The sequence below is a fragment of the Hydrogenophaga sp. L310 genome, assembly GCF_055703065.1.
Map to the genome: position 1 here is coordinate 418,119 of NZ_JBVPZA010000002.1, position 26,750 is coordinate 444,868.

Sequence of the window (26,750 nt, forward strand, 5' to 3'; positions counted from 1 at the left end):
GGCTGAAGGTTCAGGCTGCGTGTGCCGCCGCACGCGCCTGCTGGTGCGACCACTTGCTGGCGAACTGCTGCACGTCGTTCATGCGGCGGGCGAGATCGGCGCCCTGGCTGGTGAGCCGGTAGCCGTCGCCACCGTGGTCCACCAGATGGGCGGCGCGCAGTTCTTTCAGGCGGGTGTTGAGGGTGTTGGGGGTGACGCCGCCCACGCTGTCCTGCAGAAGGCGGAAGGTCTGGGGGTGGCCATCGCTCAGTGCCCAGATCACACGCATGGCATAGCGGGATTCCAGCAGATCAAAGAGCTGGATCACGGCGGTATGGTGGTCTTTGGCGCCCATGTTGTGTCTCCTGGTGCAGCCCTCTGTGTCGGGGCTTGAGAAACACTATACGGCGCCTGCTAGCAGTTTGCTAGCTGTGTGCACTGCAGCAATGTGGCGCAATGTCCAACGCTCCGGATATACCCGGATTGCGCGTGTGGGGACTACCGCTGATACACCTTGCGCAGCAGGGCGTTGAGTGTGTCCAGCTCGGCGGGGGTCAGGGAATCGGAGACGTCGTGTTCCAGCCGGGTGGCGGTGAGCTGTGCCTGCTTCTGCAGTTGCTTGCCTTCGGCTGAGAGATGCAGCCCCTGCGCGCGGCGGTCGGACGGGTGGGGCTTGCGTTCGATCAGGCCGCGCTTGTCGAGGTTTTTGATCATGCCCACCAGGTTGGGCGGCAGGATGTCGAGTTCCGCACACAGCTGGCGTGAGGTCACGCCCGGGTTGTGGGCGATGAGCGTGAGCACCGAAAAGTCCACCGGGCGCAGGCCAAAGGGCGCCATGCGCCGCAGGAACACGGTGATCACCGCCAGCGCGGCGCGCCGGGCGTTGTAGCCGAGCAGGGTTTCCAGGTAGCTGGTGTCCAGACCCGAGGAGGCCTCGGGCCCACCGGCGGACGGGCTCGCCGGAGCGGTCCCGGCGGTTTTGCGGGGCGCCCGGGGACGGCGCAGGGTGTTGGCAACGGATGGTTCAGGCATGGCACACAAGCATAGCGCGGGTGGCCGGCGCCCCTTTGACGGGGGTCATGTTCCGTCCAGGCTGGCGTCGAGCATCGCCAGGCGCATGTCGAATTCGGGCCAGACCCAGCGCCAGAAGCCAGTCTGCGCGGCTTGCCAGCGCGACGCCTCGGCCCCGGCGGTGACACCGATGCGGGCCCAGGCCCAGGCCATGAGCAGCATGGCGACGGCGCGCAGGAAGTCGTCGGCCAGCCAGTGGGCGAGGTCGGCGGGGGTGTCCTGGGCGGTGGCGCGCGGCAGCAGGCGCTCGCGCAGGAAGGCGCTGAAACGGTCCAGCTGTGCCCGCACACGCTGGCCCTGGTCGTCGTCGCCCAGATCGTCCGACAGCTCGGCCAGCAGTTGCAGCAAGCCCGCGCCGCCGTCGGGCAGGGTCTTGCGCAGCAGCAGGTCGATCGCCTGGATCTCGTTCGTGCCTTCGTAGATCATGGCCACGCGTGCGTCGCGCACCACCTGCTCGATGCCCCATTCGCGCACGTAACCGTGGCCGCCGAACATCTGCAGGCAGGCGCTCGCGCCGTGAAAGGCCTGGTCGGTCCAGGCGGACTTGAGCACCGGCGTGACCAGGCTGCACCAGCGGCTGGCGCTTTCGCGCCGGGCGGCGTCTTCGTGGTGTTTCAGGATGTCCAGCTCCAGCGCGGTGCGGTAGGCGACCACGCGTCCGGCATCGATCCAGGCCCGCTGGGCGTCGAGGATGCGGCGCATGGCCGGGTGCTGCTCGATCAAATCAGCTTCGCCCGCTTTCGCGCTGCCGCCGGGTGCGCGCATCTGGCGGCGTTCCTTCGAATAGGCGTCGGCCTTCTGCCAGGCGGCGTCGAGCAGGCCGATGCCTTGCAGACCCACGTGCAGGCGGGCGGCGTTCATCATCACGAACATCGCGTTCAGACCCTTGCCGGGCTCGCCCACGATCCAGCCCGGGGCTTCGTCGAAGCGCATCACGCAGGTGGGGCTGCCGTGCAGGCCCATCTTTTCTTCGATGCGTTCGCACACGACCGCGCTTCTGGACCCGTCCTCGTAGAACTTCGGCACCAGGAACAGCGACAGGCCTTTCGGGCCGGGTGGGCTGTCGGGCAGGCGCGCGAGCACCAGGTGCACAATGTTGTCGGTGAGGTCGTGCTCGCCGCCGGAGATGAAGATCTTGGTGCCCGAGAGCGCGTAGCGGCCGTCGGGCAGCGGCACGGCCTTCGTGCGCGCCAGGCCGAGATCGGAGCCGGCGTGGGGTTCGGTCAGGCACATGGTGGCCAGCCATTCGCCGGTGGCCACTTTCTCCAGGTACTTCGTCTTGAGTTCGTCCGAGGCGTGGTGCTTGATGCACTCGTAGGCGCCGTGCAGCAGGCCGGGCGCCATGGTCCAGCCGTGGTTGGCCGCGCTGAGCATTTCGTAGAGCATGGCCTCCAGCGCGGCCGGCAGACCCTGGCCGCCGTCTTCCACCGCGCAGGCCAGCGAAGGCCAGCCGGCCTGCCAGAAGGCCTGGTAGGCGTCGCGAAAGCCCGGCGGCATGGTGACCGCGCCGGCCTTCCACCGGGCGCCGATCTCGTCGCCGTCGCGATTCAGCGGGGCCACCACTTCGCCGACGAACTTGCCGGCTTCCTCCACCACCTGCTGCATCAGCGCGGTGTCGGCGTGTTCAGCCAGTGCGGGCAGCGCGGCCAGGGTCTGCGGCGCGCGCAGCACGTCGAGCAGGATGAAGTGGTGGTCGGCCAGGCGGGGCTGGTAGGCGTTCATGGCGGGGCGGTTCCGGTCGGGCGTGAGTGAAAAAGAGCGGGTGGGTCAGGCGGCCTGGCGCGCGGTGCCCAGGTAGGTTTCGATCACGCGCGGGTCGCTGGCCAGTTCACTGGCCGGGCCCTGCGCGCTGAGCTCGCCCATCTCCAGCACGTAGCCGTGGTCGGCCACCTGCAGGGCGGCGCGCGCGTTCTGCTCCACCAGCACGATGGTCACGCCGGTCTGGCGCAGCGTCTCGATGATGGTGAAGATCTCGCGCACGATCAGCGGCGCCAGCCCCAGGCTGGGCTCGTCGAGCATGAGCAGGTCGGGGCGCGACATGAGCGCGCGGCCCACGGCCAGCATCTGGCGTTCGCCGCCCGAGAGCGTGCCGGCCAGCTGGATGCGGCGTTCCTGCAGGCGCGGGAACAGGCTGTACACGTCGTCGAGCCGGTTGCGCCATTGCGCGTTGCCCAGCCGCATCTGGCGAAAGCCGCCGAGCAGCAGGTTGTCTTCCACCGGCATGGTGCCGAAGAGCTCGCGCTTCTCGGGCACCAGCGACATGCCGTTCATCACACGCTCTTCCAGCGTGAGCGCGCCGATGTCCTGGCCGCGGAATTCGATCAGGCCCTTGCCGGGCAGGATGCCCATGAGGGTGTTGAGCAGGGTGGACTTGCCCGCGCCGTTGGGGCCGATCACGGTGATGACGCTGCCCGGCTCGGCCTGGATGTCGATGCCGTGCAGCACCTCGGCGCGGCCGTAGCCGGCGCGCAGGCCCTTGACTTGAAGAATGGGGTTGCTCATTTCAATGCTCCGTGCCGAGATAGGCCGCGCGGACTTTCGGGTCTTGCTGGATCTGCGCGGGCGGACCCTGTGTGAGCAGGGTGCCGAACTCCATCACCACCAGGTGGTCGCAGATCTGCATCACCAGGTCCATGTCGTGCTCCACCAGCAGGATGCTCATGCCTTCGCCCTTCAGCTGGCGCAGCACACCGGCCAGGGCCTGCTTCTCCTGGTGGCGCAGACCGGCCGCGGGCTCGTCGAGCAGGAGCAGGGTCGGGTCGGCGCAGAGGGCGCGCGCGATCTCCATCAGGCGCTGCGGGCCCATGGCGAGGTTGCCGGCCTGCTCGTGCAGGTACTCGCCCATGCCGATGCGTTCGAGCTGGCGCTGCGCTTCCCGGAACAGCTGCTTTTCTTCCGCGCGGTTGGCGCGCAGCATGGCCGGCAGCACGCCTTTGCGCCCGCGGGTGTGCGCGCCCAGCGCCACGTTTTCCAGCACCGTCATGTCGGGGATCATCTTGACGTGCTGGAAGGTGCGTGCCATGCCCAGGCGCGCGATCTCGCGCGAGGGCTTGCCACTGATGTTGCCGCCCTGGAACACCACCTCGCCGCGCGTGGCTGGCAGCACGCCGGTGATGAGGTTGAAGGTGGTGGACTTGCCCGCGCCGTTGGGACCGATCAGGCCCACGATCTGGCCGGCCCGGATCTGGAAGCTGATGTCGTTGACCGCCACCAGACCCCCGAACTGCATGCGCGCCTTCTTCACGTCGAGCACCAGCTCGCCGGCCGTGGGCTTGGCGCGTTCGGGCAGGGCGGCGGCGTCCTGCCAGTCCACCGCGCGCGGCTTCTGCGGCACGCGCTTGCCCACCATGGACCACAGGCCATCGGGCAGGTACTTCAGCACCACCACCAGGGCGATGCCGAACACGATCACCTCGTAGCTGCCGCTGGTGCCGATCAGCTTGGGCAGCAGCACCTGCAACTGGTCTTCGAGCACACGGATCAGGCCGGCGCCGACGATCGCGCCCCACACATGGCCCACGCCACCGACCACCGCCATGAACAGGTACTCGATGCCCATCTTCAGGCCGAAGGCCGAGGGGTTGACCGTGCGCTGGAAGTGCGCGAGCAGCCAGCCCGCCACCGAAGCAAACAGCGCGGCCAGCACGAAGATCGTGACCTTGTAGCGGAAGGTGCTGATGCCCATGGCCTCGGCCATCTGCGAGCCGCCCTTGAGCGAGCGGATGGCGCGGCCCGCGCGCGAGTCCAGCAGGTGGAGCAGGGCCGCGGCGAACGCCAGCAGCAGGGCCCAGGTGAGCACGAAAAAGGCACGGCCCTGGCCAATGTCGAAGCCCGCGATGGACAGGCTCTGGATACCCAGCAACCCGTCGTACTTGCCCAGCGCGTCCAGGTTGCCCATGAGGTAGTAGAGCGAGAGGCCCCAGGCAATGGTGGCCAGGGGCAGGTAGTGGCCCGACATGCGCAGCGTGATCAGCCCCACCAGCAGCGCGCTGGCGGCCGTCAGGCTCATGCCGATGAACAGCGTGAGCCAGGGCGAGATGCCGAGGTTGAGCGTGAGCCAGGCTGTGGTGTAGGCCCCGATGCCGACGAACGCCGCCTGGCCGAACGAGGTGAGCCCACCCACACCGGTGAGCAGCACCAGGCCCATCACCGTCATGCTGTACATGCCGATGTAGTTGAGCTGTGTGATCCAGAAGTCCGGCAGGGGCAGGACCGCGATCAGAGGAACGGCCGCCGCGAGGATCAGCAGGCCCATGTTTTGAATGTTCTTCATGATCTCAGTGGTCTTCGTCCGAGTGGCCGCTGCGCAGGGAGCGCACCAGCAGTACGGGAAGGATCAGCGTGAACACGATCACTTCCTTGAAGGCGCTGGCCCAGAACGATCCGAACGCCTCGATCACGCCCACGAAGAGCGCCGCGACCAGCGCGCCGGGGTAGCTGGAAAGGCCCGCGGCCACCGCGGCCACGAAGCCCTTGAGGCCGATGAGGAAACCCGAGTCGTAGAACACCGTGGTGGTCGGGCCGATCAGCAGGCCCGAGAGCGCGCCGATGAAGGCCGCCATGGTGAAGGTGAGCTGGCCCGAGGCGTGCGAGGAAATGCCCATGAGGCGTGCACCGGTGCGGTTGACCGCGGTGGCGCGCAGCGCCTTGCCGCGCAGCGAGCGTTCGAAGTACAGCCACAGCAACACGATCAGGGCGATCGTGGCCAGCGCGGTGATGATGGCCTGGCCCGACAGCATGACCGGCCCGATGTTCAGGCGCAGGTCCCAGAAGCTGGGGTTGCGAAAGCCCTCGGCGCCAAAGAACAGCAGGCCCAGGCCGGTCATGGCGAAGTGCACGCCCACCGACACGATCAGCAGCACCAGCGGGGTGGCGCTTTCCAGCGACTGGTAGGCCACACGGTAGACCAGCGGGCCATAGACGGTGACGATGGCCACGCTCAGCGCGGCCTGCACGGCCAGCGGAAACTGCTGCGGCGCGGCCCAGATGGCGATGCCCGAGACCACCAGCGGCACGATGAGCATGCGGCCCGCGGCCTTGAACGCCGTGAGCGCGTTGCGGTGGTGCTGCCAGCGGCTGGAAAGCTCCATGAGCGCGGCCACGCCGGCGAGCAGGATCAGCAGCCACACGGTGCCCGGCACCTGGCCGGTCTGGAAGATGGCCAGGGTGAGCGCGCCATAGGCCACGAACTCGCCCTGGGGAATGAAGATGACGCGGGTGACAGTGAACACCAGCACCGTGGCGAGCCCGAGCAGGGCGTACACCGCACCGTTGGTCAAACCGTCCAGCAGAAGAATGCTGGCAATGGAGAAATCCATAAAAGCCCTTAGCGAAAAAAAGAAGCGCTCTTGAGACCAGGGACACCGAGGGTCCGGCTACGCCGGCCCCAGGTGTCGCCCCCCTCCCGCCATCAGGCGAGAGAGGGGGGAGCGCCGAAGGCGCGCGGGGGGTGCCCTCCCATACCTGCAGGCCCGAGATGCCGTCCCTCCTCCAAGCGCCGAAGGCGCGCCAGAGAGGGGGGAAGCCGCGTCAGCGGCGCAGGGGGGTGATCCGAATCATTCGACTTTGAACTTGCCGTTCACCACCTTGAGCATCACGCCGGTTTCGAGCGTGTAACCCCAGTGGTCGGTGGGCGTCCAGTTCATCACGCCGTGCGAAAAGATCGTGCGGCCCATGTTTTCCATGCTGTCGCGGATGGCGGCGCGAAACTCGGGCGTGCCCGGTTTGGCCTTCTTGAGTGCCATCGGGATCACTTTCTCCAGTGTGATCTGTGCGTCGTAGGCGTGGCCTGCGAACTGGTTGCGCAGGCCCGCGCCCACGGCCTTTTCATACTTCTGCACGAAATCCACGGCGACCGCCTTGGACGGGTGGCTGTCGGGCAACTGCTCGGCAATCACGGCCGGGCCGGAGACCACGAAAGCACCTTCCACGGCCTTGCCCCCCACGCGCATCAGGTCTTGCGTGGCCGCGGCGTGGGTCTGATAGATCTTGCCCTTGAAACCACGGTCCACCATGGCCATGTGGGGCATGGCTGCGCCGCTGCCCGAAGCCACGATCAGCACCGCGTCGGGGTTGGCGGCGTTGATCTTGAGGGCTTGCGGGGTCACGCTGGTGTCGGTACGGGCGAAGCGCTCGGTGGCCACCAGCTTGATGCCGGCTTTCTCCAGCAGCGGTGCGGTTTCCTTGAGCCACTGTTCGCCGTAGGCATCGGTGTAGCCCAGGAAGCCCAGGGTCTTCACGCCCTGCTTCTTCATGTGCTCGACCACCGCATGGCCCATCACGGTGTTGGACTGCGGCAGGCGGAACACCCACTTGTCCTTGCCGGGTGGCAGGCCCACGGGCGAGCCGGTCAGCTGCACGGTGCCGGCTTCGGTGGCGATGTCGCTCATGGCCGCGGCCACGGCGGTGATGCACGAACCGATGATCATGTCCACCTTGTCTTCGGTGACGAAGCGGCGCGCGTTGGCCGCGCCCTTGCCCGGGTCGGTGGCGTCGTCCAGGACGATCAGGTTGACCTTTTCACCCGCGATGGTCTTGGGGAACAGCTTGAACTGGTTCTGCATCGGGATGCCCAGGCCGGAGCCCGGTCCGGTGAGCGCCAGGCTCACACCGATGTTGATGTCTGCTTGCGCCGCGCCGGTGGCGAGCAGGGCGACGGCGGTCGCAATCAGGGTCTTGATGTTTGTCATGGCTTGTCTCCAGGGGGTTGAGGAACGGGGGGGCGGGAAAACGGGATACGGTGGGTGCCGGGCTCAGGAGCAGAGCGCCCGGATGTCGGCGGGAACGGGAATGGCCTTGATGCGGCTCGGGTCGTCGGGGTGCCTGATGCAGAAGGCACGGGTTTCGGTACCCTCGCACAATACCTCGTCGCCGCGCATCACGACATGTTTGTGGACCAGCACTTTGTCGCGCCATTCGGTGACGCTGGTGTGGATCTGCAGGCGCTCGCCGTAGGTGGCGGGACGCATGAACCTGGTGTGGATCTCCAGTAGCGGGGTGCCGATGATGCCGGTCGTCTTGACCAGTTCGCGCCACGGCGGCACGCCGCACTTCACGAAAAAGTTCAGCGACGAGGCGTCCATCCACTTCGAGAAGTTGGGAAAGAACACGATGCCGGCGGGATCGCAGTCGCCGAACATCACGTCGACTTCGTACACAACGGTTTTTGACATAGGAGTTTCTGGAAAGTGGGGCTTGAACCGAGGGCGCCGCGGAACCGGCTTTGCCGGGCCGCCAGCGCCGCCCCCTGGGGGGTGACGCCGCGCAGCGGCGGCGCGGGGGGTACTTACCTTGGGGCCATCCTCAGCGCGCCGTCGAGGCGGATCGTTTCGCCGTTCAGGTGGCCGTTCGTCACGATGTGGGTGGCGAGTTGCGCGAACTCTTCGGGCTTGCCCAGGCGCTGCGGGAACGGAATGCTCGCCGCCAGCGATTGCTGCACCGGCTCGGGCAGGGTCTTCATCAGGGGCGTGAGGAACAGGCCGGGGGCGATGGTGCAGACGCGGATGCCGTGCTGCGCCAGATCACGCGCCATGGGCAGCGTCATGCCGGCCACGCCGGCCTTGGAGGCGCTGTAGGCCTGCTGGCCCACCTGGCCGTCGAACGCGGCCACGCTGGCGGTGAACACCATCACGCCGCGTTCGCCGTCTTCCATCGGGTCCAGCTTGGCGCAGGCCGCCGCGAACAGGCGCGCCGCGTTGTAGGTGCCGATCAGGTTGATGTTGATGACCCGTGCGAAGTCTTCCAGCGGGGCGGCGTTGCCGTCCTTGCCCACCACGCGCTTGGCGCTGCCGATGCCGGCGATCTGCATCAGGATGCGCGCCGGGCCATGGGCCGCGGCGGCGGCGTCGATGGCGGCCTGCATGCTCTCCGGGTTGCTCACGTCGCACGGGCAGGCCACGCCGCCGATCTCGGCCGCGACACGTTGGGCGTTCTCCAGGTTGAGGTCGAGCACCGCGACCCTGGCGCCCAGGCGGGCGAGTTCGCGGGCGGTGGCTTCACCGAGGCCGGAGCCTCCGCCGGTGACGAGGGCGGCTTGTCCTTGAATGTTCATTTCAGTTTCCTTCCAGGTTCTCAATGAGGAGGGCAATGCCCTGGCCACCGCCCACACAGGCGCTGGAGATGCCGTACTTCTTGCCGCTGCGCTGCAGTTCGCGCGCCAGCGTGAGCGTCAGGCGCACGCCGGTCGCGGCCAGCGGATGGCCGAGCGCAATGGCGCCGCCGTTGACGTTCAGCTTGGTGAGGTCCAGGCCGAGTTCACGGCCCACAGCCAGCGTCTGCGCACCCTGGGCTTCGTTGATCTCGAAACGGGCGATGTCGTCGAGCTTCAGGCCGGTGCGCTCCAGCAGCAGGCGGATGGCCGGCGCCGGGCCGATGCCCATGATCTCGGGCGGCACGCCCACGGCCGCCGCAGCGACCACGCGCGCCAGCGGCGTCTTGCCCTGGGCCTTGGCGTAGGCACCCGAAGCGACCACACAGGCGGCCGCCGCGTCCACCAGGGCCGCGCTGTTGCCACCGGTCTGCACGCCACCCTCGTACACAGGCTTGAGTTTGGCCAGCACCTCGGGCGGTGAGAGGCGCGGGTGGGTGTCGGTCGCCACTTCGGTGACTTTGCCCTGCAGCCGGATGCCGCGCGGCTTGTAGCCGTCGAGCTCGAACTTCTCGCTGATCACCGCCACGATTTCACCGGCCAGGAAGCCGCTTTCCTGCGCGGCCACCGCCTTGGCGAACGAGGACGAAGCGAAGGCATCGACCTCTTCGCGCGTGATGCCGTATTTCTTCGCCAGGTTCTCGGCGGTCTGGATCATGTTGATGCCGGCCGCCGGGTCTTTCAGCGCTTCCCACATGTAGTCCTTGAAGCCCACCGGTGCACCCAGCTTGAAGCCGGTGCGGTGGTCAAACGCCGCGATGGGGTTGCGCGTCATGCTCTCGGTGCCCACCACCAGCGCGGCCTCGCAGGCACCGCCCTGGATGTGTTCGCCCGCCTGGCGGAACAGCTCGAAGCCGGTGCCGCAGATGCGCTGCGCCATGATCGCCGGCACCTCCACCGGCACGCCGGCGTAGAGGCCGATGTGGCGCGGCAGGAAGAACTGGTCAAAGTCGCCGGGCGCCATGTTGCCGGTGACCACCGAGCCGATGTGATCGCCCGGCACGCCCGCTCGCGCCAGCGCTTCGCGGGCGGCCTTGATGCCCAGGTCGGTGGGCGAGATGTGGCCGAGCGCGCCACAGTAGTCGACCATCGGCGTGCGCACGCCGTCGAGGATGAACACGTCGGCAAACGCGTTGAAGAAGCCTTTTTGTGCCATGGTGGGTGTCTCCTCAGACTTGAGGTTTGATGATGTAGCGCAAGCCGTCAGAGTGCAGTTTGGCCACGGTGTCGGCGCGGTGCGTCAGCACGGCGCGCTGGTTGATCGATCCCTTGTCGGTGACTTCGCCGCGGTCGATGGTGGGCGGGTCGGCCAGCAGGCACATGCGGGCGATGCGGTTGGCGCTGCCGGTGGCGGTCTTGGCCAGTTCGTTCACGATCGACTGGAACTGCGCCAGCACGGCGGGGTGGTCGAGCACGTCGTGCATCGAGGCATCGGCGGGCAGGTCGCTCAGGTTGCGCACGGCCGTGGTGGGGAACACCATGGCACCGACTTCCTTGAGGTTGATGCCGGTGAGCACCACGTCCTGGATGTAGGGTGCGCCAGCGGCGATGATCTTGCCGCGCAGCGGGCCGACGCTCACGAAGGTGCCGGTGGCGAGCTTGAAGTCCTCGGCGATGCGGCCGTCGAACTTCAGGCCCATGTGCACGTCGGTTTCGTCGATCCACTTCACCGCGTCGCCGGTCTTGAAGAAACCTTCTTCGTCGAAGGCCTCGGCCGTCTCCTCGGGCTGGCGCCAGTAGCCTGGCGTGATGTTGGGGCCGCGGTAACGCACCTCGGTCTTGCCCTGCATGTCCACCAGCTTGAGCTCCAGGCCGGGCGTGGGCAAGCCGAGATCGCCAGCCTTCAACTCGGGGCTGGTCACGTACAGGCCAAAGGGGCCGGACTCGGTCATGCCCAGACCCGAGGTCATGACGATGCGCTCACCGATCTCGCGCTCGGCGCTCTCGAAGAGGCTGTCCCAGACCGGCTGGGCCAGCGCGGCACCGGCGTAGAAAAACATGTTCACCCGCGACAGCAGTGTCTTGCGCAGCAGGTCGTCGGTCTTCATCGCGTTGGCGATGGCTTCGAAACCGGTCGGCACGTTGAAGTACACCGTGGGCGCGATCTCGCGCAGGTTGCGCAGCGTCTCGCCCATCAGCGTGGGCGTTGGCTTGCCGTCGTCGATGTACATCGTGCCGCCGTGGTAGATCACCATGCCGAAGTTGTGGTTGCCGCCGAAGGTGTGGTTCCAGGGCAGCCAGTCCACCAGCACCAGCGGGCCTTCGGCGAGCACCGGCATGGACTGCGTCATTTGCTGCTGGTTGGCACACCACAGGCGTTGCGTGTTGATCACGGCCTTGGGCATCTTGGTCGAGCCCGAGGTGAAGAGGAACTTGGCGATGGTGTCCGGTCCGGTGGCGGCCATCGCAGCGTCCACGGCGGGCGTGGGCTCGGTGGCCAGCAGCGCGGCGAACGAGGTGGTGTCGCGGCCCGGCACGGTGCCTTTGGTGGTGACCAGTTCCACGGCGTCACCCAGCGTGGCGAGCATGGCGCGGCTGTAGCGCAGCGCGTCGCTGGCAAACACCAGGCCCGGCGTCAGCGTCTTCACCACGTGGTGCAGCTTGTCGAAGTCCTGGCTGATCAGCGAGTAGGCCGGCGAGGTCGGGCAGTAAGCCACGCCGGCGTACAGGCAGCCCAGCGCCAGCAGCGCGTGTTCCAGATCGTTTTCGCTCAGGATCAGCACCGGTCGCTCGGCGCTCAGGCCGCGGTTCAGCAGGCCCTGGCCGATGCGACGCGCCGCGTCCAGCGCCTGCGCGAACGTGATGTGTTGCCAGTTGCCGGTGCTGCCGTCGGCGTTCTTCACGCGGCGCGCAAACAAGGTCTGGTCCGGGCGTTCTTTCGCCCAGTGCACCAGCCGGTCGGTCAGGCGATCGGGGATGGGCAACAACGCCTGGTCAGCGGCCAGGTAGTGCACACCGGTGTCACCGTCGCGCAGGGTGGCGCGGGTGACGCCGAATTTCAGGGGGCGGTATTTCGCTGCGGTCATGTCTTGTCTCCAGGAAATCTTTGTACGTCTTCGAGGCCTGGCTGTCGCACGAGAGGCTGCGTTGCCGAGGTCGGCGCGGAACCGGCTTTGCCGGGCCTTTGCTGGCGCCCCTTGAGGGGGTGACGCCGCAGGCGGCGCAGGGGTGGGCTGTTCCCCGCGCAGGGGGTTATCCCTTCGTCACCTTCGCTGCTTTCCCTTCGAGGAACGCGCGCACACGTTCTTTGGCTTCGGGCGCGCTCTGGGCGATGGACGCCATCAGCGCCTCGGTGAACAGGCCGTGGTCGGCGGGCTGTTCGGCAATGCGGGGCAGGGCGTGCATGAGCGCGTAGTTGGTCATGGGCGCGTTGGTGGCGATGCGGGTGGCCAGCTCGATGGCTTTGTCCAGCGCGGTGCCGGTGGGCACGAGGTACTGCGCCAGGCCGATGCGCTCGCCGTCGGCGGCGTTGTAGACGCGGCCGGTGAGCATCATGTCGGTCATGCGCGCCGCGCCGATCAGCTTGGGGACACGCACCGCGCCACCACCGCCCACGAAGATGCCGCGCGTGCCTTCGGGCAAGGCGTAGAAGGTGGTTTCGTCGGCCACGCGGATGTGGCAGGCGCTGGCCAGTTCCAGGCCACCGCCGACCACCGCGCCGTGCAGCGCGGCGATCACGGGCACGCTGCCTTTTTCGACGCAGTCGAGCGCGGCGTGCCACATGCGCGAGTGCATCACGCCTTCGCCCGCATCGCGTTCGCTCAGTTCCGACAGGTCCAGGCCGGCGCAGAAGTGTTCACCGTTGCCGTCGATGACCGCGGCACGCACGCTCCTGGGCAGGTTCTGGAACAGATCGCGGATCGCGAGGATCAGACCGTCGTTCAGTGCGTTGCGCTTGGCCGCGCGGTTGAGCGTGACAACGGCGACTTCGGACTGTTCGCCACGCAGGTTCAGGGTCAGATCGGGGTGGGTGATGGCGTTCATGATGAAGGAGGTTTAACCTGCTTGTTGAGTGGTGTGATTATTGTTATAACCAATAACTAAATCAAGAAAAACCCGTCGGTTTCACCCCCGTGTTTACCCTTAGGAAAGAACCACCATGGACCACCACAACCTCATCGCCATCGACATCCACACCCACGCCGAAGTGAGCTGTCGCAACCCTTTTGACAACTACGGCGAGGAGTACGACCGCGCGGCGGACAAGTACTTCGGCAGCAACCGCCGGCCGACCATCGCCGAGACGGTGGCGTATTACCGCGAGAAGAAAATCGGTCTGGTGATGTTCACGGTGGACAGCGAGAGCCAACTGGGCCGCCGCCGCATTCCGAACGAAGAAATCGCCCAGGCCGCTCGCGAGAACAGCGACATGATGGTGGCCTTCGCCAGCATCGATCCACACAAGGGCAAGATGGGCGCACGCGAGGCCGAGCGCCTGATCAAGGAAGAGGGCATCAAGGGCTTCAAGTTCCACCCCACGGTGCAGGGCTACCACCCCTACGACAAGATGGCCTGGCCGATCTACGAGGTGATCAACGCCCACAAGCTGCCCGCCATCTTCCACACCGGCCACAGCGGCATCGGTTCGGGCATGCGCTGCGGCGGCGGCCTGCGGCTGGAGTACAGCAATCCCATGCACCTGGACGACGTGGCGATCGACTTCCCCGACATGCAGATCGTCATGGCGCACCCCAGCTTCCCCTGGCAGGACGAGGCGCTGTCGGTCGCCACGCACAAGCCCAACGTGTGGATCGACCTCTCGGGCTGGAGCCCGAAGTACTTCCCCAAGCAGCTGGTGCAGTACGCCAACACGCTGCTGAAAGACCGCATCCTGTTCGGCAGCGATTACCCGCTGATCACCCCCGAGCGCTGGATGAAGGATTTTGAAGTCGCCGGCTTCAAGCCCGAGGTGATGCCCGGCATCCTGAAAGGCAACGCCGTGCGCCTGCTGGGACTGGCCTGAACCGGCCCCGAACCCCGGTGCGCATCGCCCTGGCTAGGGAAAACACCCATGCAATCCGGTGTGCTTATGGTTATAAACAATAACCAAGCGGGGCGATCGACTGAAACGCACGCCACCGCTCCCTGTTTGGGTCCCACCACCGGAGAAACGCATGACTGCATGGAAATTCAAGATCGCCACGTTGGCGCTGGCCGCCTCGACCAGCCTGTCCGCTTTCGCGCAGGAAGTGACCCTGCGCCTGCACCAGTTCCTGCCGCCGCAGGGCACGGTGCCGGCCAAGGCGCTGGCCCCCTGGGCGAAGAAGATCGAGGCCGACTCGAACGGTCGCATCAAGATCCAGATGTTCAGCTCGATGCAGCTGGGTGGCACCCCACCGCAGCTGTACGACCAGGCGCGCGACGGCGTGGTCGACATCGTCTGGACGCTGCCGGGCTACACGCCGGGCCGCTTCCCCAAATCGGAGGTGTTCGAGCTGCCCTTCATCGCGGGCCTGTCGGCCGAGAAGACCTCTCGTGCGCTGTGGGAGTACGTGCAGAAGAACGCCCTGGATGAGTACAAGGACGTCCACGTGCTGGCTGTGCACACCCACGGCCCCGGCCTGTTTCACACCAAACAGCCGGTGGTTGGCCTGGAAAGCCTGCGCGGCATGAAGATCCGGGGAGGCACCCGTGTGGTCAACGACATGCTGGTCAAGCTGGGCGCCACACCGGTGGGCATGCCGGTGCCGGCCGTGACCGAAGCCTTGTCCAAAGGTGTGCTGGACGGCACCACGATCCCCTGGGAAGTGGCGCCAGCCCTGAAAGTGCATGAACTGGTCAAGCACCACACCACCTTTGCCGGTGACCGGGCTCTGTACGTGACGACCTTTGTGGTCGCCATGAACAAGGGCGCCTACAACAAGCTGCCGGCCGATCTGAAGAAGGTCATCGACGACAACTCGGGTCTCGAATTCAGCGCCATGATCGCCCGCACCCAGGATGTGGGTGACAACGTGGGTCGCGACCTGGCTGTGAAGGCCGGCAACAAGATCACCGAACTCGATGCGGCCGAAGTGCAGCGCTGGAAGCGCACCGCTGGCGTGGTCGAAAGCGATTGGGTCAATGACATGAAGGCCAAAAACATCGACGGCGCCAAGCTGGCTTCCGAAGCGCGTGCACTGATCGCGAAACACGCGAAATAAGCACCGGTTCGGGATGCAGAAAAGGCCGGGCTGTCCAGACCCGGCCTTTTCATGTCATGCCGATCTGACATTGAACCAGTTGGTACATGCCAACCCGGAATAACTGAAAGAAGCGATCCGATCTGGTCAACCACCCCGATCTGGTTCAAAGTTCCAAGGCTTGCCATACGATGGCTGTGCCATGACGCGGCCGCCTGCGCCGCTGATCAGCGGACCGTTTTTTTCATCCTCCGGAGAACCCCATGAGTTTCATGAAACGCCGTACCACCCTGGCCGCGCTCGGCGCTGCCCTGACCACCCTGATGGCTGGCAGCGCGCTGGCCCAGCAGACCGTGACACTGCGCCTGCATCAGTTCCTGCCGCCCCAGGCACCCATCCCTTCGAAAGCACTGGTGCCCTGGGCCAAGAAGGTCGAGGCCGAGTCGGGTGGCCGCATCAAGGTGCAGCTGTTCCATGCCATGGCCATGGGCGGCACGCCGCCGCAGCTGTTTGACCAGGCACGCGACGGCGTGGCCGACATCACCTGGACCGTGCTGGGTTACACCCCGGGCCGTTTCAACAAGTCCGAGGTTTTCGAGCTGCCCTTCATGGGCGGTGTGTCCGAACAGTCCTCGCGCGCCTTCCAGGAATACGTTGAAAAGTTCGCGGCCGACGAATTCCGCAGCGTCAAGCTGCTGGCGGTGCACACCCATGGCCCCGGCCTGTTCCACACCAAGCAGCCGGTGACGGGGCTGGAGAGCCTGCGCGGCATGAAGATCCGTGGTGGCTCGCGCATCATCAACAACATGTTGGGCAAGCTCGGCGCCACGCCGGTGGGCATGCCGGTGCCGGCGGTGACCGAGGCCCTGTCCAAGGGTGTGATCGACGGCACGACCATCCCCTGGGAGGTGACGCCTTCGCTCAAGATCACCGAGCTGGTGAAGAACCACACCACGTTCGCGGGCAAGGAAGGCCTGTTCACCCAGACCTTTGCCTTCACCATGAACCGTGCCGCCTACGACAAGCTGCCGGCCGATCTGAAGCAGGTGATCGACAACAACTCGGGCGTCGAAACCGCGGCCATGTTCGGCCGCGTGATGGACGAGGCCGACAAGGTGGGCCGCGACATCGCCGTCAAGGCCGGCAACAACATCGTGGCACTCGACGCGGCCGAGACCCAGCGCTGGCGCCGCACGGCGGGTGCCGTGGAAGCCGACTGGGTCAAGGAGATGAAGGGCAAGAACATCGACGGCGCCAAGCTGGCGTCGGAGGCCCGTGCGTTGATTGCCAAGCACTCGAAGTAAGTGTCTGGTGTGGCCGCCCTTGGGGGCCCCGTCTTCTGACGGGGTCTGCCGGAGGCATTTTCTGCCGGGGCCGGTGGTCGAAAAAATTTCGATAAGGTTAATCGATTCAACAATAAGAAATTTTCGGCTATAGTCCGCCGCTGCGCGAAGGGCGGCGACGGAAGAAAAACCATGGGAGACAATTGGCGATCGCCAAATCCCGAAACAAGGACCAGAAATGATTGACTGGATTTACCGGCTTGCCCGGTGGACCGCCCTGTTTGGCGGCATCATGCTCGTGGCACTGACCCTCATGGTCGTGGCCAGCGTCGCCGGACGTGCGCTGATCGGCATCGGGCTCGGGCCCGTGCCGGGCGACTTTGAGCTGGTGGAAGTGGGTGTCGGCATCGCCATTTTCTTCTTCATGCCCTGGTGCTACCTGCGCGGTGGCCACGCCACGGTGGACCTGCTCTACATGCACACGCCGAGGTGGGCGCAGAAGGCCGTGGACACCGGCAGCGACGTGCTGATGACCCTGGTCTGGCTGGTGCTGACCTGGAAGCTCTGGGAGGGCATGCTGGAGAAGCGGGAGTACCAGGAGACGACCTTCATCCTGCAGATGCCGGTGTGGTGGGCCTATGCCCTGTGCCTGGTGGGTGCCGTGATCGGCTGCGTCTGTTATGTCACCAAAACCCTGACCCGTTTTGGCCTGGGGTCCGAGCCCAAGGGCTGGACCGTTGAATCCAACGCGGGGCACTGAACATGTCAACTGTCGAACTCGCTCTCTGGTCGTTCCCCATCCTGCTGTTCATGATCTTCATCCGGCTGCCCATCGGGCTGTCCATGCTGGTGTGTGGACTGGGTGGTGCCTGGATGGTCTACGGATCCGTGGATCCCATCCTCAACCAGCTCAAGCAGGTGACTTACAGCACCTTCTCGAACTACAACCTGTCGGTCATTCCGCTGTTCCTGCTCATGGGGCAGTTCGCTGCGCTGGGCGGCCTGTCGCAGGCGCTGTTCAAGGCGGCCGAGGCCTGGATCGGCCACCGCAAGGGCGGCGTGGCCATGGCCGCGGTGGGCGCCTGTGCCGGCTTCGGTGCGATCTGCGGCTCCTCGCTGGCGACCGCCGCGACGATGGGTCAGGTAGCCTTGCCCGAACTCAAACGCGCGGGTTACGCCGGTGGCGTCTCCACCGCCTGCCTGGCCGCGGGCGGCACGCTGGGCATCCTGATCCCGCCGTCGGTGGTGCTGGTGATCTACGCCATCCTGACCGAACAGAACATCGCCAAGCTGTTCCTGGCCGCGTTCGTTCCCGGCATCCTGGCGGCTGTCGGCTACATGATCGTGATCGCGATCTATGCCCGCGTGAAGCCGCATGAGGTGGGCTCCATGGCGCCCATGCCCATGAAGGACCGCTGGATCGCCACCGTCAAGGTCTGGCCGGTGATGGTGATCTTCATCGCCGTGGTCGGCGGCATCTACACCGGCCTGTTCACGCCCACCGAGGGTGCGGCCATTGGTGCGTTCGGCACCGGCCTCTCGGCCTGGTTCAGCGGCGGCCTCAACCGCAAGACCCTGCTGGGTGCGGTGCTGGGCACGGCCATCGCCACCGGCATGATCTTCATGATCGTGCTGGGTGCCGGCCTGTACAACACTTTCCTGGCCCTGTCGCAGTTGCCGCAGGAAGCCGCGAGCATGGTGTCGGGCTGGGGCGTGAGTCCCACCCTGGTGCTGATCGCTATTTTGTTGCTGTATGTGGTGCTGGGCTGCTTCATGGACTCGCTGTCCATGATCCTGCTGACGATCCCCGTGTTCTTCCCCATCGTGACCGCGCTCGACTTCGGCCTGCCGCCCGAGGAGTTCGCCATCTGGTTCGGCATCCTGGTGCTGATCGTGGTGGAGGTGGGGCTGATCACGCCACCGGTGGGCATGAACCTGTTCGTCATCAACTCGATGGCGCGCGACACGCCGATCACGCAAACCTACCGCGCCATCATGCCCTTCGTCACCAGCGACTTCATCCGCACCGCGATCCTGGTGGCCTTCCCTGGCATCACGCTGTTCGTGCTGCGTCTGTGAAGGCCGGTTATTGAAAGCCTGCATAGCTGAAAGGGCCTGCAAGCAATTGCAGGCCCTTTTTCTGGGCGCACCATTGGGGCGGCTTTGGCGAGCGACACCCCGGAACAGGAGACCTGCATGAACCTCAAGACTTTGTTTTCACGGCGCACCGTGGTGGTTTCCGCCATCGCCCTGGGTGCTTTTGGCCTGGCCACACCCGCGATGGCACAGGCCTTTCCCAGCAAGCCGCTGCGCATCGTGGTGCCGTTCGCCGCCGGGGGTGCCGGTGACCTCACGGCCCGCATCGTGGGCGCAGCGTTGAGCCAGTCGCTGGGCCAGCCGGTCACCATTGAAAACCGCCCCGGCGCCGGTGGTGTGGTGGCCGCCAGAACGGTGGCGCGTGCCGAGTCCGACGGCCACACCCTGTTCCTCATGTCCAACGGCACCGCCGTGACCGCCAGCCTGTACAAGAGCCTGCCCTACGACACGCTCAAGGACTTCACACCCGTCTCCACGCTCGGTACTTTTGATCTGGTGGTGCTGGTGCCGGCCGACTCGCCTCACAAGACCCTGGGCGATCTGGTTGCGTTCGCCAAGGCCAACCCCAACCAGCTCAACATCGGCAGCATCAACATCGGCAGCACGCAGAACCTGGCGGCCGAGCTGTTCAAGTCCAGTGCCGACATGGAAGCCCAGATCGTGCCCTTCAACGGCACGCCGAACCTGGTCGGTGCCTTGCGTGGCCAGCAGGTGGATGCCGCCGTCGAGATCCTCGGTCCGGCGCTGACGCAGATCCAGGCCGGTGCCTTCCGCGCGCTCGCGGTCACCGGCCAGAAGCGTTCCACCTTGCTGCCCGAGGTGCCGACCGCCGTCGAGCAGGGCGTGAAGGGTTTTTTGGCCTCGTCCTGGAACGCGTTGGCCGTGCCCTCGAAGACACCGCGTGACGTGGTCGCGCGCCTGAACAAGGACATCAACGCCGCACTCGCGAAACCCGACGTCCGAAAAAAGCTGGCCGACCTGAACATCGACCCCGATGGCAGCACGCCCGAGCAGGCGGCTGAACTGCTGGCCACCGACATCAAACGCTGGGGCGCGGTGATCGAGCGCGCAAACATCCCGAAACAATGAGAGAGGATTGATCATGGACATCCTGCCTGTGGATCCGCTGCGTATTGGTCTGATCGGCTTTGGAGAGGTGGGCCGCATCTTCGGCGCCGGCCTCAACGCTGCCGCAGCCTGGGATCTCAAGTTTGCCGATCCTGCACAGCGCGACGAGGCGCTGGCCCATGCCGTTGCGCAGGACATGGAGGCCTGCGACGGTGTGGCGAGCCTGTGTGCCCGGTCCACACTGTTGATCTCGGCCGTGACCGCGTCGAACACGCTGGCCGTGGCGCAGGCCGCAGCCGCCCACATCCGTCCCGGCAGTTTTTTCCTCGATCTCAACTCCGCCTCGCCCGGCACCAAGCAGCGGGCAGCCGCGCTGATCGAGGCTGCGGGTGGGTTCTACGTCGAAGCCGGCGTCATGACCTCGGTGCCGCCCTATGGCATCCGCGTGCCCATGTTGCTGGGGGGGCCGCACGCGGCGCGCCTGTTGCCGGTGCTGGCCGCGCTGGGCATGGACGCCAAGGTGGCCAGTGAAAAACTGGGCATCGCTTCGGCCACCAAGATGTGCCGCAGCGTGATGATCAAGGGCCTGGAGGCGCTGGTGATCGAGAGCTACACCACGGCGCGGCACCACGGCGTCGAAGACGCCATGATCGCCACGCTGCAGGAGACCTTTCCTTCGATCGACTGGCAGAAGCAGGGCAGCTATTTCTTCAGCCGCGTGGCGCAGCACGGCAAGCGCCGCGCCGAAGAGATGCGAGAGGTGGCGAACACCGTGCGCGAAGCCGGCTTCGAGCCCTTCATGGCCGCGGCCATCGCCGAGAAACACGACTGGATGGCCGCGCAGTCGCGCGCCGGGCATTTCGCCGACCTGGGCCAGAACCCACCGTGGCAGGCCTTTGCCGACCGCCTGCTGGCGGCGCGTCCCGCCGCCAACGACGCATAAGGCCGCTTTCACACATGCTCGACATCCTGGCCATCACCGGCCCGATCTACCTCTGCATCGCGGCCGGTTACGCCAGCGTGCGCTGGAACCTGTTCACCAAGGCCGACATGCGCGTGTTCGGCAAGTTCGTGATCCAGATCGCGCTGCCCGCGCTGCTGTTCAACGCGCTGGCTTCACGCCCGCTCGGCGAGGTGGTGCACCCGGGGTACCTGCTGGCCTTCACCGCCGGGTCGCTGGCGCTGATCGGGGGCGCGCTGTGGTTCTCGCGCAGTGTGCAACGCAAGAGCCTGACCGAGAGCGCCTACGTGGCCATGGGCATGACCTGTTCCAACAGCGGCTATGTGGGCTACCCCGTGATGCTGCTGCTGTTCGGGCCCCTGGGCGGCGTGATCCTGGCGCTCAACCTGATCGTGGAAAACCTCATCAAGCTGCCGCTGCTGTTCACGCTGGCCGACGCGGGCGCGCACGAAGGCGAGCGGCCTTCGCTGCTGCAGGCGCTGAAACAGACGGGCGAGCGCCTGGTGCGCAACCCGATGATCGTGGCCATCTTTGCCGGCTTCGTGGTGGCCCTGCTGGGCTGGCAGCTGCCCGCGGTGATCACGCGCACCGTGACCCTGTTTTCCGCCGCGAGCAGCGGCATGGCGCTGTTCATCATCGGCGGCACGCTGGTGGGCTTGCAGGTCAAGGGCATGCGCCGCCAGGTGTCGCTGATCGCGGTGGGCAAGCTGCTGCTGCACCCGCTGGCGGTGTTCGCCGCCGTCTCGCTGTTGCCGCTGCTGGGGCTGCCATCCGTTGACGGCGATCTGCGCACCGCGGCCGTGCTCTCGGCCGCCATGCCCATGCTGGGCATCTATTCCATCCTCGCTCAGCGCCACGGCTTTGAGGGCTTCACGGCGGCGGCGCTGCTGGCGACCACGGCGGCATCGTTTTTCACCCTCAGCGCGATCCTCTGGTTGATGCGCCACAGCGCTGGCTGGCTAGCTTGATGCGTTGATGGCGTCCAGCGTCTGGCGGATCAGGGCCAGTGTGGTCTGTTGCGTGAGCGTGGCGGGGCGCAACGAGCTGGTGGCCAGGCACAGGCGGGTGCGCAGCGGTGGCTGGATGGAGCGCGTGCGGTAGGCCGACGGCCGGATCGAGCTGGCCACCGCGTTGCGTGAAAGCAGGGCGGCGCCCGCGCCGTCGGCCACGAGGTCCAGGATGGCCGAAACCCCGTCGATTTCCAGCGCCACCCGTGGCCTGCAGCCGATGTTGGCCATCTCGGTTTCCACATGCATGCGCAACGCGTTGGGCCGGCTCGGGATCACCAGCGGCAGTTGTGCCACCTCGGCCAGTGGAACGGGCGGGGGCGGCGGATCTTCGGCCAGTCCGGCCGGGCGCAGCTGCACCAGCAGCAACTCTTCGTCCTGCAGTGGCGAGATGTCGATGTCCGGCGCGGGCTGGGCGTTGTAGAGCACGGCGATGTCCAGCCGGCCGGTGATCAGCCATTCCTGCATGGTGGCCGACAGGCCTTCGCTGACGGACAGGCTGGCCTCCGGCAACTGGGTGCGAAAAGCGCGCGTGAGCGGCACGGTGAGCACGCGCGCCAGGCTGGGCGGCAGACCGATCGCGACCCGCCCGGCGAGCGCACCGCGCACCCGGCCGAGCTCCTCGCGAGCCCGCTCCACCTGGTGCAGGATGCCGCGGCCGTGCTCCAGCAACAGCTTGCCGGCTTCGGTGGGCGTGGCGCCGCGGCCGTTGCGCACCAGCAGGTTCTGGCGCAGCTCCACCTCGAGCAGCCGCACCTGGCGCGACAGCGCGGGCTGGGCCACGTCCAGCGCGAGCGAGGCCTTGGTGAAACTGCCCAGCTCGGCGACGCGCACAAAGTATTCGAGTTGTTTGAGGTCCATGGCCTGCGATTTTGGGGAATAGCTCCATCATAGGTATAGTTTTTTGTTCTAGCTGTTAGCGCGCCGGGGGACTGGTTTGACGGTGTGGTGAAGTTCACAATCCGCCATCGACAGCCCCTGCTCGGCAAGGGCCGCAACCGCACCAGGAGATCTTCCGCATGAGCCAGCAAAAACCCCTCATCATCGACTGCCACGGCCACTACACCACGGCCCCCAAGGCGCTGGAGAACTGGCGCAACGCGCAGATCGCCGGCATCAAGGACCCGGCTTCGATGCCGAAAGTGAGTGACCTGAAGATCAGCGACGACGAACTGATCGAGACCATCGAGGCCAATCAGCTGCGCCTGATGAAAGAGCGGGGCTCCGACCTCACCATCTTCTCGCCACGCGCCAGCTTCATGGCGCACCACATCGGCGATTTCAACATCAGCGCCACCTGGGCCGCGATCTGCAACGAACTCTGCTACCGCGTGAGCCAGTTGTTTCCGGACCACTTCATTCCCGCCGCCATGCTGCCGCAGAGCCCGGGCGTGGACCCTGCGACCTGCATCCCCGAGCTGGAGAAGTGCGTCAAGGAATACGGCAACGTCGGCATCAACCTCAACCCCGATCCGTCGGGCGGCCACTGGACCAGCCCGCCGCTGACCGACAAGGCCTGGTACCCCATCTACGAAAAGATGGTCGAGCACGACATCCCCGCGATGATCCACGTCAGCACCAGCTGCAACGCCTGCTTCCACACCACCGGTGCGCACTACATCAACGCCGACACCACGGCCTTCATGCAGCTGATCCAGGGCGACTTGTTCAAGGACTTCCCCACGCTCAAGTTCGTCATCCCGCACGGCGGCGGCGCGGCGCCTTACCACTGGGGCCGATACCGGGGTCTGGCGCAGGAACTGAAGAAGCCATTGCTCAAGGACCACCTGCTGAACAACGTGTTCTTCGACACCTGCGTCTACCACCAGCCCGGCATCGATCTGCTGACCAAGGTGATCCCGGTGGACAACATCCTGTTTGCCTCGGAAATGATTGGCGCCGTGCGCGGCATCGACCCCGAGACCGGTTATTACTACGACGACACCAAGCGCTACATCGAAGCCTCGACCATTGTCGTGGGCGACGACCGCTACAAGGTCTACGAAGGCAATGCGCGGCGCGTGTTCCCGCGCCTGGACGCGGCTTTGAAACAGAAAGGAATCTGACCATGTATCAACTCGGCGTCGTTTACCGCAACATCACCCGTGCCGACCGCGCTGCGGCCGACGGCCTGGCCGCGCTCGGCTCGGCCACCGTGCACGAAGCCATGGGCCGCGTCGGCCTGCTCAAGCCCTACATGCGCCCGATCCAGACCGGTGTGCAGGTCTCGGGCACGGCGATCACCGTGCTGCTGCAACCCGGTGACAACTGGATGATGCACGTGGCCGCCGAGCAGATCCAGCCCGGCGACATCGTGGTCGCGGCCGTCACGGCCGAGTGCAGCGACGGTTACTTCGGCGACCTGCTGGCCACCAGTTTCCAGGCGCGCGGCGCCCGCGGCCTGATCATCGACGCCGGCGTGCGCGACGTGAAGACGCTCAAGGAAATGAACTTCCCGGTCTGGTCCAAGGCCATCTCTTCCAAGGGCACCATCAAGGCCACGCTGGGCTCGGTGAACATCCCCATCGTGTGCGCCGGCATGCTGGTCACGCCCGGCGATGTGGTCGTGGCCGACGACGACGGCGTGGTCTGCGTGCCGGCGGCGCGTGCGGCGGAAACGCTGGCTGCGGCGATCAAGCGCGAGAGCTTCGAAGGCGAGAAGCGCGACAAGCTGGCCTCGGGTGTGCTGGGGCTGGACATGTACAAGATGCGCGAGCCGCTGGCCGCTGCCGGTCTGAAATATATCGATTGAGGAAGTCCCCATGAGCAAACCGACTTCGGGTGACTTCACCAAAACCGCTGGCTGGATGGACTGGTACACCGGTCCGTCCAGGCCGAAATTCCAGCTGCCAGCCGGCGCGGTGGACGCGCACTGCCACGTGTTCGGCCCGGGCGCCGAGTTCCCCTACGCGCCCGAGCGCAAGTACACACCCTGCGACGCCAGCAAACACGAGCTGTACGCGCTGCGCGACCACCTGGGCTTTGCCCGCAACGTGGTGGTGCAGGCCACCTGCCACGGGGCGGACAACCGCGCCATGGTGGACGCACTGGTGAACAGCGGCGGCAAGGCGCGTGGCGTCGCCACGGTCAAGCGCAGCGTGAGCGATGCCGAGATCCAGGCCATGCACGACGCCGGTGTGCGCGGCGTGCGCTTCAACTTCGTCAAACGCCTGGTGGACTTCACGCCCAAGGACGAGCTGCTGGAGATCGCCGGCCGCATCGCGAAGTGGGGCTGGCATGTGGTGATCTACTTCGAGGCGGTGGACCTGCCCGAGCTGTGGGACTTCTTCACCGCGCTGCCCACCACCGTGGTGGTGGACCACATGGGCCGGCCCGATGTGTCGCTGCCGGTCGATGGCCCGCAGTTCGCGCTGTTCGAGAAGTTCATGCGCGAGCACCCCAACGTGTGGAGCAAGGTGAGCTGCCCGGAGCGCCTGTCCGTCACCGGCCCCAAGGCCCTGAACGGCGAGCAGAATGCTTACCAGGACGTGATCCCTTTTGCCAGGCGCATCGTCGAGCAGTTCCCGGATCGCGTGCTCTGGGGCACCGACTGGCCGCACCCGAACCTGAAGGACCACATGCCCGACGACGGCCTGCTGGTGGACTTCATCCCGCACATCGCGCCGAACGCCGAGCTGCAGAAGAAGCTGCTGGTGGACAACCCGATGCGCCTCTATTGGCCCGAGGAGGTTTGAACATGGCACTCGACAAGCCCTACAAAGACGTGCCCGGCACGATCATCTTCGACGCCGAGCAGTCTCGCAAAGGCTTCTGGCTCAACCAGTTCTGCATGTCGCTCATGAAAGCCGAGAACCGCGAGAAGTTCAAGGCCGACGAGCGCGCCTACCTCGATCAGTGGGCCATGACCGAAGAGCAGAAGCAGGCCGTGCTGGCGCGCGACCTCAACTGGTGCATGCGCACCGGCGGCAACATCTACTTCCTGGCCAAGATCGGCGCCACCGACGGCAAGAGCTTCCAGCAGATGGCGGGTTCCATGACCGGCATGACCGAAGCCGAATACCGCGACATGATGATCAAGGGCGGCCGCAGCGCCGAAGGCAACCGCTACGTCGGCGAAGACGGCGACGCGCAGGCACATCGCCAGCCCCAGGGCGCCGCAGGAAAGAAGGTCTGAACATGGCAAAAATCACCGCATCCGTTTTCACCTCGCACGTGCCCGCCATCGGCGCGGCCCTGGACCTGGGCAAGACCCAGGAGGACTACTGGAAGCCCGTGTTCGCGGGCTACGACTTCTCCAAACAATGGATGAAGGACAACAAGCCCGACGTCATCTTCCTCGTCTTCAACGACCACGCCACGGCGTTCAGCCTGGAGATGATCCCCACGTTTGCCATCGGCACCGCGGCCGAGTTCCAGCCGGCCGACGAAGGCTGGGGCCCGCGCCCGGTGCCCAAGGTCATCGGCCACCCCGACCTGGCCTCGCACATCGCGCAGAGCGTGATCCAGCAGGACTTCGACCTCACCATCGTCAACAAGATGGACGTGGACCACGGCCTCACCGTGCCGCTGTCGCTGATGTGCGGCGAGCTGGACCCGAAGAAGGACGCCTGGCCCTGCCCGGTGATCCCGTTCGCAGTCAACGTGGTGCAGTACCCGGTGCCCTCGGGCAAGCGCTGCTTCATGCTCGGCCAGGCCATCCGCAAGGCGGTGGAAAGTTACGACGAAGATTTGAACGTGCACATCTGGGGCACGGGCGGCATGAGCCACCAGCTGCAGGGCGCACGCGCCGGCCTGATCAACCGCGAGTGGGACAACGCCTGGCTCGACCAGATGATCGCCGACCCGGTGGGCTGCGCCAACACGCCGCACATCGACTACGTGCGCGAAGCCGGCAGCGAAGGCATTGAACTCGTGATGTGGCTGATCGCCCGCGGCGCCATGTCCGACATCGTCGATGGCAAGGTGCAGGGTCCGGCCCCGACCGTGAAACACCGCTTCTACCATGTGCCCGCATCCAACACGGCCGTGGGCCACCTCATCCTGGAGAACAACTGA

The 26,750-nt window shown here is 66.1% G+C and carries 26 protein-coding genes; 13 read left to right on the forward strand and 13 right to left on the reverse strand.

Going from position 1 to position 26,750, the window contains the following annotated elements:
* Positions 1–10: 10 nt before the first annotated feature.
* The 12 genes from AC0GNO_RS05710 to AC0GNO_RS05765 all read right to left on the reverse strand — a co-directional run bounded on the left by AC0GNO_RS05710 (position 11) and on the right by AC0GNO_RS05765 (position 13,171).
* A complete protein-coding gene (locus tag AC0GNO_RS05710; RefSeq protein ID WP_472889669.1) occupies positions 11–334 on the reverse strand; it encodes a winged helix-turn-helix transcriptional regulator in 324 nt (107 codons plus the stop codon).
* 143 nt (positions 335–477) lie between these two features.
* A complete protein-coding gene (locus AC0GNO_RS05715) occupies positions 478–1,011 on the reverse strand; it encodes a MarR family winged helix-turn-helix transcriptional regulator (protein WP_472903276.1) in 534 nt (177 codons plus the stop codon).
* Positions 1,012–1,056: 45 nt separating this feature from the next.
* A complete protein-coding gene (locus tag AC0GNO_RS05720; RefSeq protein WP_472903277.1) occupies positions 1,057–2,772 on the reverse strand; it encodes an acyl-CoA dehydrogenase family protein in 1,716 nt (571 codons plus the stop codon).
* A gap of 45 nt (positions 2,773–2,817) precedes the next feature.
* Positions 2,818–3,552: an ABC transporter ATP-binding protein gene (locus AC0GNO_RS05725; protein ID WP_472889672.1), complete on the reverse strand. Its 735-nt coding sequence runs from the start codon at positions 3,550–3,552 to the stop codon at positions 2,818–2,820.
* A gap of 1 nt (position 3,553) precedes the next feature.
* Entirely contained in the window at positions 3,554–5,323 is a 1,770-nt protein-coding gene (locus AC0GNO_RS05730) for a branched-chain amino acid ABC transporter ATP-binding protein/permease (protein WP_472889673.1), read from the reverse strand.
* Between the two features lie 4 nt (positions 5,324–5,327).
* The gene (locus AC0GNO_RS05735; RefSeq protein WP_472889674.1) at positions 5,328–6,368 is read right to left on the reverse strand and encodes a branched-chain amino acid ABC transporter permease; all 1,041 of its coding nucleotides are present in this window, start codon (positions 6,366–6,368) and stop codon (positions 5,328–5,330) included.
* A 237-nt stretch (positions 6,369–6,605) separates the two neighbouring features.
* Positions 6,606–7,739 (reverse strand): ABC transporter substrate-binding protein, encoded by a 1,134-nt coding sequence (locus AC0GNO_RS05740; protein WP_472903278.1) that lies wholly within the window; start codon positions 7,737–7,739, stop codon positions 6,606–6,608.
* 63 nt (positions 7,740–7,802) lie between these two features.
* Entirely contained in the window at positions 7,803–8,222 is a 420-nt protein-coding gene (locus AC0GNO_RS05745; protein ID WP_472903279.1) for an acyl-CoA thioesterase, read from the reverse strand.
* Between the two features lie 113 nt (positions 8,223–8,335).
* Complete coding sequence (locus AC0GNO_RS05750; RefSeq protein ID WP_472903280.1) at positions 8,336–9,100, reverse strand: SDR family NAD(P)-dependent oxidoreductase; 765 nt, start codon at positions 9,098–9,100, stop codon at positions 8,336–8,338.
* A gap of 1 nt (position 9,101) precedes the next feature.
* A complete protein-coding gene (locus tag AC0GNO_RS05755; RefSeq protein WP_472903281.1) occupies positions 9,102–10,352 on the reverse strand; it encodes a thiolase family protein in 1,251 nt (416 codons plus the stop codon).
* 13 nt (positions 10,353–10,365) lie between these two features.
* A complete protein-coding gene (locus AC0GNO_RS05760; protein ID WP_472903282.1) occupies positions 10,366–12,222 on the reverse strand; it encodes a feruloyl-CoA synthase in 1,857 nt (618 codons plus the stop codon).
* Positions 12,223–12,388: 166 nt separating this feature from the next.
* On the reverse strand, positions 12,389–13,171 hold the full coding sequence (locus AC0GNO_RS05765) for a crotonase/enoyl-CoA hydratase family protein (RefSeq protein ID WP_472903434.1): 783 nt from the start codon (positions 13,169–13,171) through the stop codon (positions 12,389–12,391).
* Between the two features lie 124 nt (positions 13,172–13,295).
* On the opposite strand from AC0GNO_RS05765, the gene AC0GNO_RS05770 reads away from it, so the two are divergent.
* The 8 genes from AC0GNO_RS05770 to AC0GNO_RS05805 all read left to right on the forward strand — a co-directional run bounded on the left by AC0GNO_RS05770 (position 13,296) and on the right by AC0GNO_RS05805 (position 21,695).
* Positions 13,296–14,159, forward strand: coding sequence for an amidohydrolase family protein (locus AC0GNO_RS05770; protein WP_472889680.1), 864 nt, complete (start codon positions 13,296–13,298; stop codon positions 14,157–14,159).
* Positions 14,160–14,310: 151 nt separating this feature from the next.
* Positions 14,311–15,339 (forward strand): TRAP transporter substrate-binding protein, encoded by a 1,029-nt coding sequence (locus AC0GNO_RS05775; protein ID WP_472889681.1) that lies wholly within the window; start codon positions 14,311–14,313, stop codon positions 15,337–15,339.
* 242 nt (positions 15,340–15,581) lie between these two features.
* Positions 15,582–16,622, forward strand: a complete 1,041-nt coding sequence (locus tag AC0GNO_RS05780) for a TRAP transporter substrate-binding protein (RefSeq protein ID WP_472889682.1) — start codon at positions 15,582–15,584, stop codon at positions 16,620–16,622.
* A gap of 217 nt (positions 16,623–16,839) precedes the next feature.
* Positions 16,840–17,361: a TRAP transporter small permease gene (locus AC0GNO_RS05785; protein WP_472889683.1), complete on the forward strand. Its 522-nt coding sequence runs from the start codon at positions 16,840–16,842 to the stop codon at positions 17,359–17,361.
* A 2-nt stretch (positions 17,362–17,363) separates the two neighbouring features.
* Positions 17,364–18,680 (forward strand): TRAP transporter large permease, encoded by a 1,317-nt coding sequence (locus tag AC0GNO_RS05790; RefSeq protein ID WP_472903283.1) that lies wholly within the window; start codon positions 17,364–17,366, stop codon positions 18,678–18,680.
* A 117-nt stretch (positions 18,681–18,797) separates the two neighbouring features.
* The gene (locus AC0GNO_RS05795; protein ID WP_472903284.1) at positions 18,798–19,787 is read left to right on the forward strand and encodes a Bug family tripartite tricarboxylate transporter substrate binding protein; all 990 of its coding nucleotides are present in this window, start codon (positions 18,798–18,800) and stop codon (positions 19,785–19,787) included.
* Positions 19,788–19,800: 13 nt separating this feature from the next.
* Positions 19,801–20,709 carry a DUF1932 domain-containing protein gene (locus tag AC0GNO_RS05800; RefSeq protein ID WP_472903285.1) on the forward strand — a complete coding sequence of 303 codons (909 nt, stop codon included), beginning with the start codon at positions 19,801–19,803 and terminating at the stop codon, positions 20,707–20,709.
* A gap of 14 nt (positions 20,710–20,723) precedes the next feature.
* Positions 20,724–21,695 (forward strand): AEC family transporter, encoded by a 972-nt coding sequence (locus AC0GNO_RS05805; protein WP_472903286.1) that lies wholly within the window; start codon positions 20,724–20,726, stop codon positions 21,693–21,695.
* Here AC0GNO_RS05805 and AC0GNO_RS05810 read toward each other — a convergent pair.
* A complete protein-coding gene (locus AC0GNO_RS05810; RefSeq protein ID WP_472889688.1) occupies positions 21,687–22,595 on the reverse strand; it encodes a LysR substrate-binding domain-containing protein in 909 nt (302 codons plus the stop codon). The two genes, AC0GNO_RS05805 and AC0GNO_RS05810, sit on opposite strands and share 9 nt — an antisense overlap.
* 158 nt (positions 22,596–22,753) lie before the next feature.
* On the opposite strand from AC0GNO_RS05810, the gene AC0GNO_RS05815 reads away from it, so the two are divergent.
* Genes AC0GNO_RS05815 through AC0GNO_RS05835 form a run of 5 tightly spaced genes read left to right on the forward strand, consistent with a single transcriptional unit; the run spans position 22,754 to position 26,750 of the window.
* On the forward strand, positions 22,754–23,800 hold the full coding sequence (locus AC0GNO_RS05815; protein ID WP_472903287.1) for an amidohydrolase family protein: 1,047 nt from the start codon (positions 22,754–22,756) through the stop codon (positions 23,798–23,800).
* 2 nt (positions 23,801–23,802) lie between these two features.
* Positions 23,803–24,486, forward strand: coding sequence for a 4-carboxy-4-hydroxy-2-oxoadipate aldolase/oxaloacetate decarboxylase (ligK, locus tag AC0GNO_RS05820; RefSeq protein WP_472903288.1), 684 nt, complete (start codon positions 23,803–23,805; stop codon positions 24,484–24,486).
* A 10-nt stretch (positions 24,487–24,496) separates the two neighbouring features.
* Positions 24,497–25,429, forward strand: a complete 933-nt coding sequence (locus tag AC0GNO_RS05825; RefSeq protein ID WP_472903289.1) for an amidohydrolase family protein — start codon at positions 24,497–24,499, stop codon at positions 25,427–25,429.
* 2 nt (positions 25,430–25,431) lie between these two features.
* Entirely contained in the window at positions 25,432–25,869 is a 438-nt protein-coding gene (ligA, locus tag AC0GNO_RS05830) for a protocatechuate 4,5-dioxygenase subunit alpha (RefSeq protein WP_472889692.1), read from the forward strand.
* A 2-nt stretch (positions 25,870–25,871) separates the two neighbouring features.
* Positions 25,872–26,750 carry a class III extradiol dioxygenase subunit beta gene (locus tag AC0GNO_RS05835; protein WP_472889693.1) on the forward strand — a complete coding sequence of 293 codons (879 nt, stop codon included), beginning with the start codon at positions 25,872–25,874 and terminating at the stop codon, positions 26,748–26,750.

What these genes read in the sequence shown, in the direction of transcription:
- AC0GNO_RS05710 (WP_472889669.1), bottom strand. Translation starts at nt 334, where the DNA reads ATGGGCGCCAAAGACCACCATACCGCCGTGATCCAGCTCTTTGATCTG.
- AC0GNO_RS05715 (WP_472903276.1), bottom strand. Translation starts at nt 1,011, where the DNA reads ATGCCTGAACCATCCGTTGCCAACACCCTGCGCCGTCCCCGGGCGCCC.
- AC0GNO_RS05720 (WP_472903277.1), bottom strand. Translation starts at nt 2,772, where the DNA reads ATGAACGCCTACCAGCCCCGCCTGGCCGACCACCACTTCATCCTGCTC.
- AC0GNO_RS05725 (WP_472889672.1), bottom strand. Translation starts at nt 3,552, where the DNA reads ATGAGCAACCCCATTCTTCAAGTCAAGGGCCTGCGCGCCGGCTACGGC.
- AC0GNO_RS05730 (WP_472889673.1), bottom strand. Translation starts at nt 5,323, where the DNA reads ATGAAGAACATTCAAAACATGGGCCTGCTGATCCTCGCGGCGGCCGTT.
- AC0GNO_RS05735 (WP_472889674.1), bottom strand. Translation starts at nt 6,368, where the DNA reads ATGGATTTCTCCATTGCCAGCATTCTTCTGCTGGACGGTTTGACCAAC.
- AC0GNO_RS05740 (WP_472903278.1), bottom strand. Translation starts at nt 7,739, where the DNA reads ATGACAAACATCAAGACCCTGATTGCGACCGCCGTCGCCCTGCTCGCC.
- AC0GNO_RS05745 (WP_472903279.1), bottom strand. Translation starts at nt 8,222, where the DNA reads ATGTCAAAAACCGTTGTGTACGAAGTCGACGTGATGTTCGGCGACTGC.
- AC0GNO_RS05750 (WP_472903280.1), bottom strand. Translation starts at nt 9,100, where the DNA reads ATGAACATTCAAGGACAAGCCGCCCTCGTCACCGGCGGAGGCTCCGGC.
- AC0GNO_RS05755 (WP_472903281.1), bottom strand. Translation starts at nt 10,352, where the DNA reads ATGGCACAAAAAGGCTTCTTCAACGCGTTTGCCGACGTGTTCATCCTC.
- AC0GNO_RS05760 (WP_472903282.1), bottom strand. Translation starts at nt 12,222, where the DNA reads ATGACCGCAGCGAAATACCGCCCCCTGAAATTCGGCGTCACCCGCGCC.
- AC0GNO_RS05770 (WP_472889680.1), top strand. Translation starts at nt 13,296, where the DNA reads ATGGACCACCACAACCTCATCGCCATCGACATCCACACCCACGCCGAA.
- AC0GNO_RS05775 (WP_472889681.1), top strand. Translation starts at nt 14,311, where the DNA reads ATGACTGCATGGAAATTCAAGATCGCCACGTTGGCGCTGGCCGCCTCG.
- AC0GNO_RS05780 (WP_472889682.1), top strand. Translation starts at nt 15,582, where the DNA reads ATGAGTTTCATGAAACGCCGTACCACCCTGGCCGCGCTCGGCGCTGCC.
- AC0GNO_RS05785 (WP_472889683.1), top strand. Translation starts at nt 16,840, where the DNA reads ATGATTGACTGGATTTACCGGCTTGCCCGGTGGACCGCCCTGTTTGGC.
- AC0GNO_RS05790 (WP_472903283.1), top strand. Translation starts at nt 17,364, where the DNA reads ATGTCAACTGTCGAACTCGCTCTCTGGTCGTTCCCCATCCTGCTGTTC.
- AC0GNO_RS05795 (WP_472903284.1), top strand. Translation starts at nt 18,798, where the DNA reads ATGAACCTCAAGACTTTGTTTTCACGGCGCACCGTGGTGGTTTCCGCC.
- AC0GNO_RS05800 (WP_472903285.1), top strand. Translation starts at nt 19,801, where the DNA reads ATGGACATCCTGCCTGTGGATCCGCTGCGTATTGGTCTGATCGGCTTT.
- AC0GNO_RS05805 (WP_472903286.1), top strand. Translation starts at nt 20,724, where the DNA reads ATGCTCGACATCCTGGCCATCACCGGCCCGATCTACCTCTGCATCGCG.
- AC0GNO_RS05810 (WP_472889688.1), bottom strand. Translation starts at nt 22,595, where the DNA reads ATGGACCTCAAACAACTCGAATACTTTGTGCGCGTCGCCGAGCTGGGC.
- AC0GNO_RS05815 (WP_472903287.1), top strand. Translation starts at nt 22,754, where the DNA reads ATGAGCCAGCAAAAACCCCTCATCATCGACTGCCACGGCCACTACACC.
- ligK (WP_472903288.1), top strand. Translation starts at nt 23,803, where the DNA reads ATGTATCAACTCGGCGTCGTTTACCGCAACATCACCCGTGCCGACCGC.
- AC0GNO_RS05825 (WP_472903289.1), top strand. Translation starts at nt 24,497, where the DNA reads ATGAGCAAACCGACTTCGGGTGACTTCACCAAAACCGCTGGCTGGATG.
- ligA (WP_472889692.1), top strand. Translation starts at nt 25,432, where the DNA reads ATGGCACTCGACAAGCCCTACAAAGACGTGCCCGGCACGATCATCTTC.
- AC0GNO_RS05835 (WP_472889693.1), top strand. Translation starts at nt 25,872, where the DNA reads ATGGCAAAAATCACCGCATCCGTTTTCACCTCGCACGTGCCCGCCATC.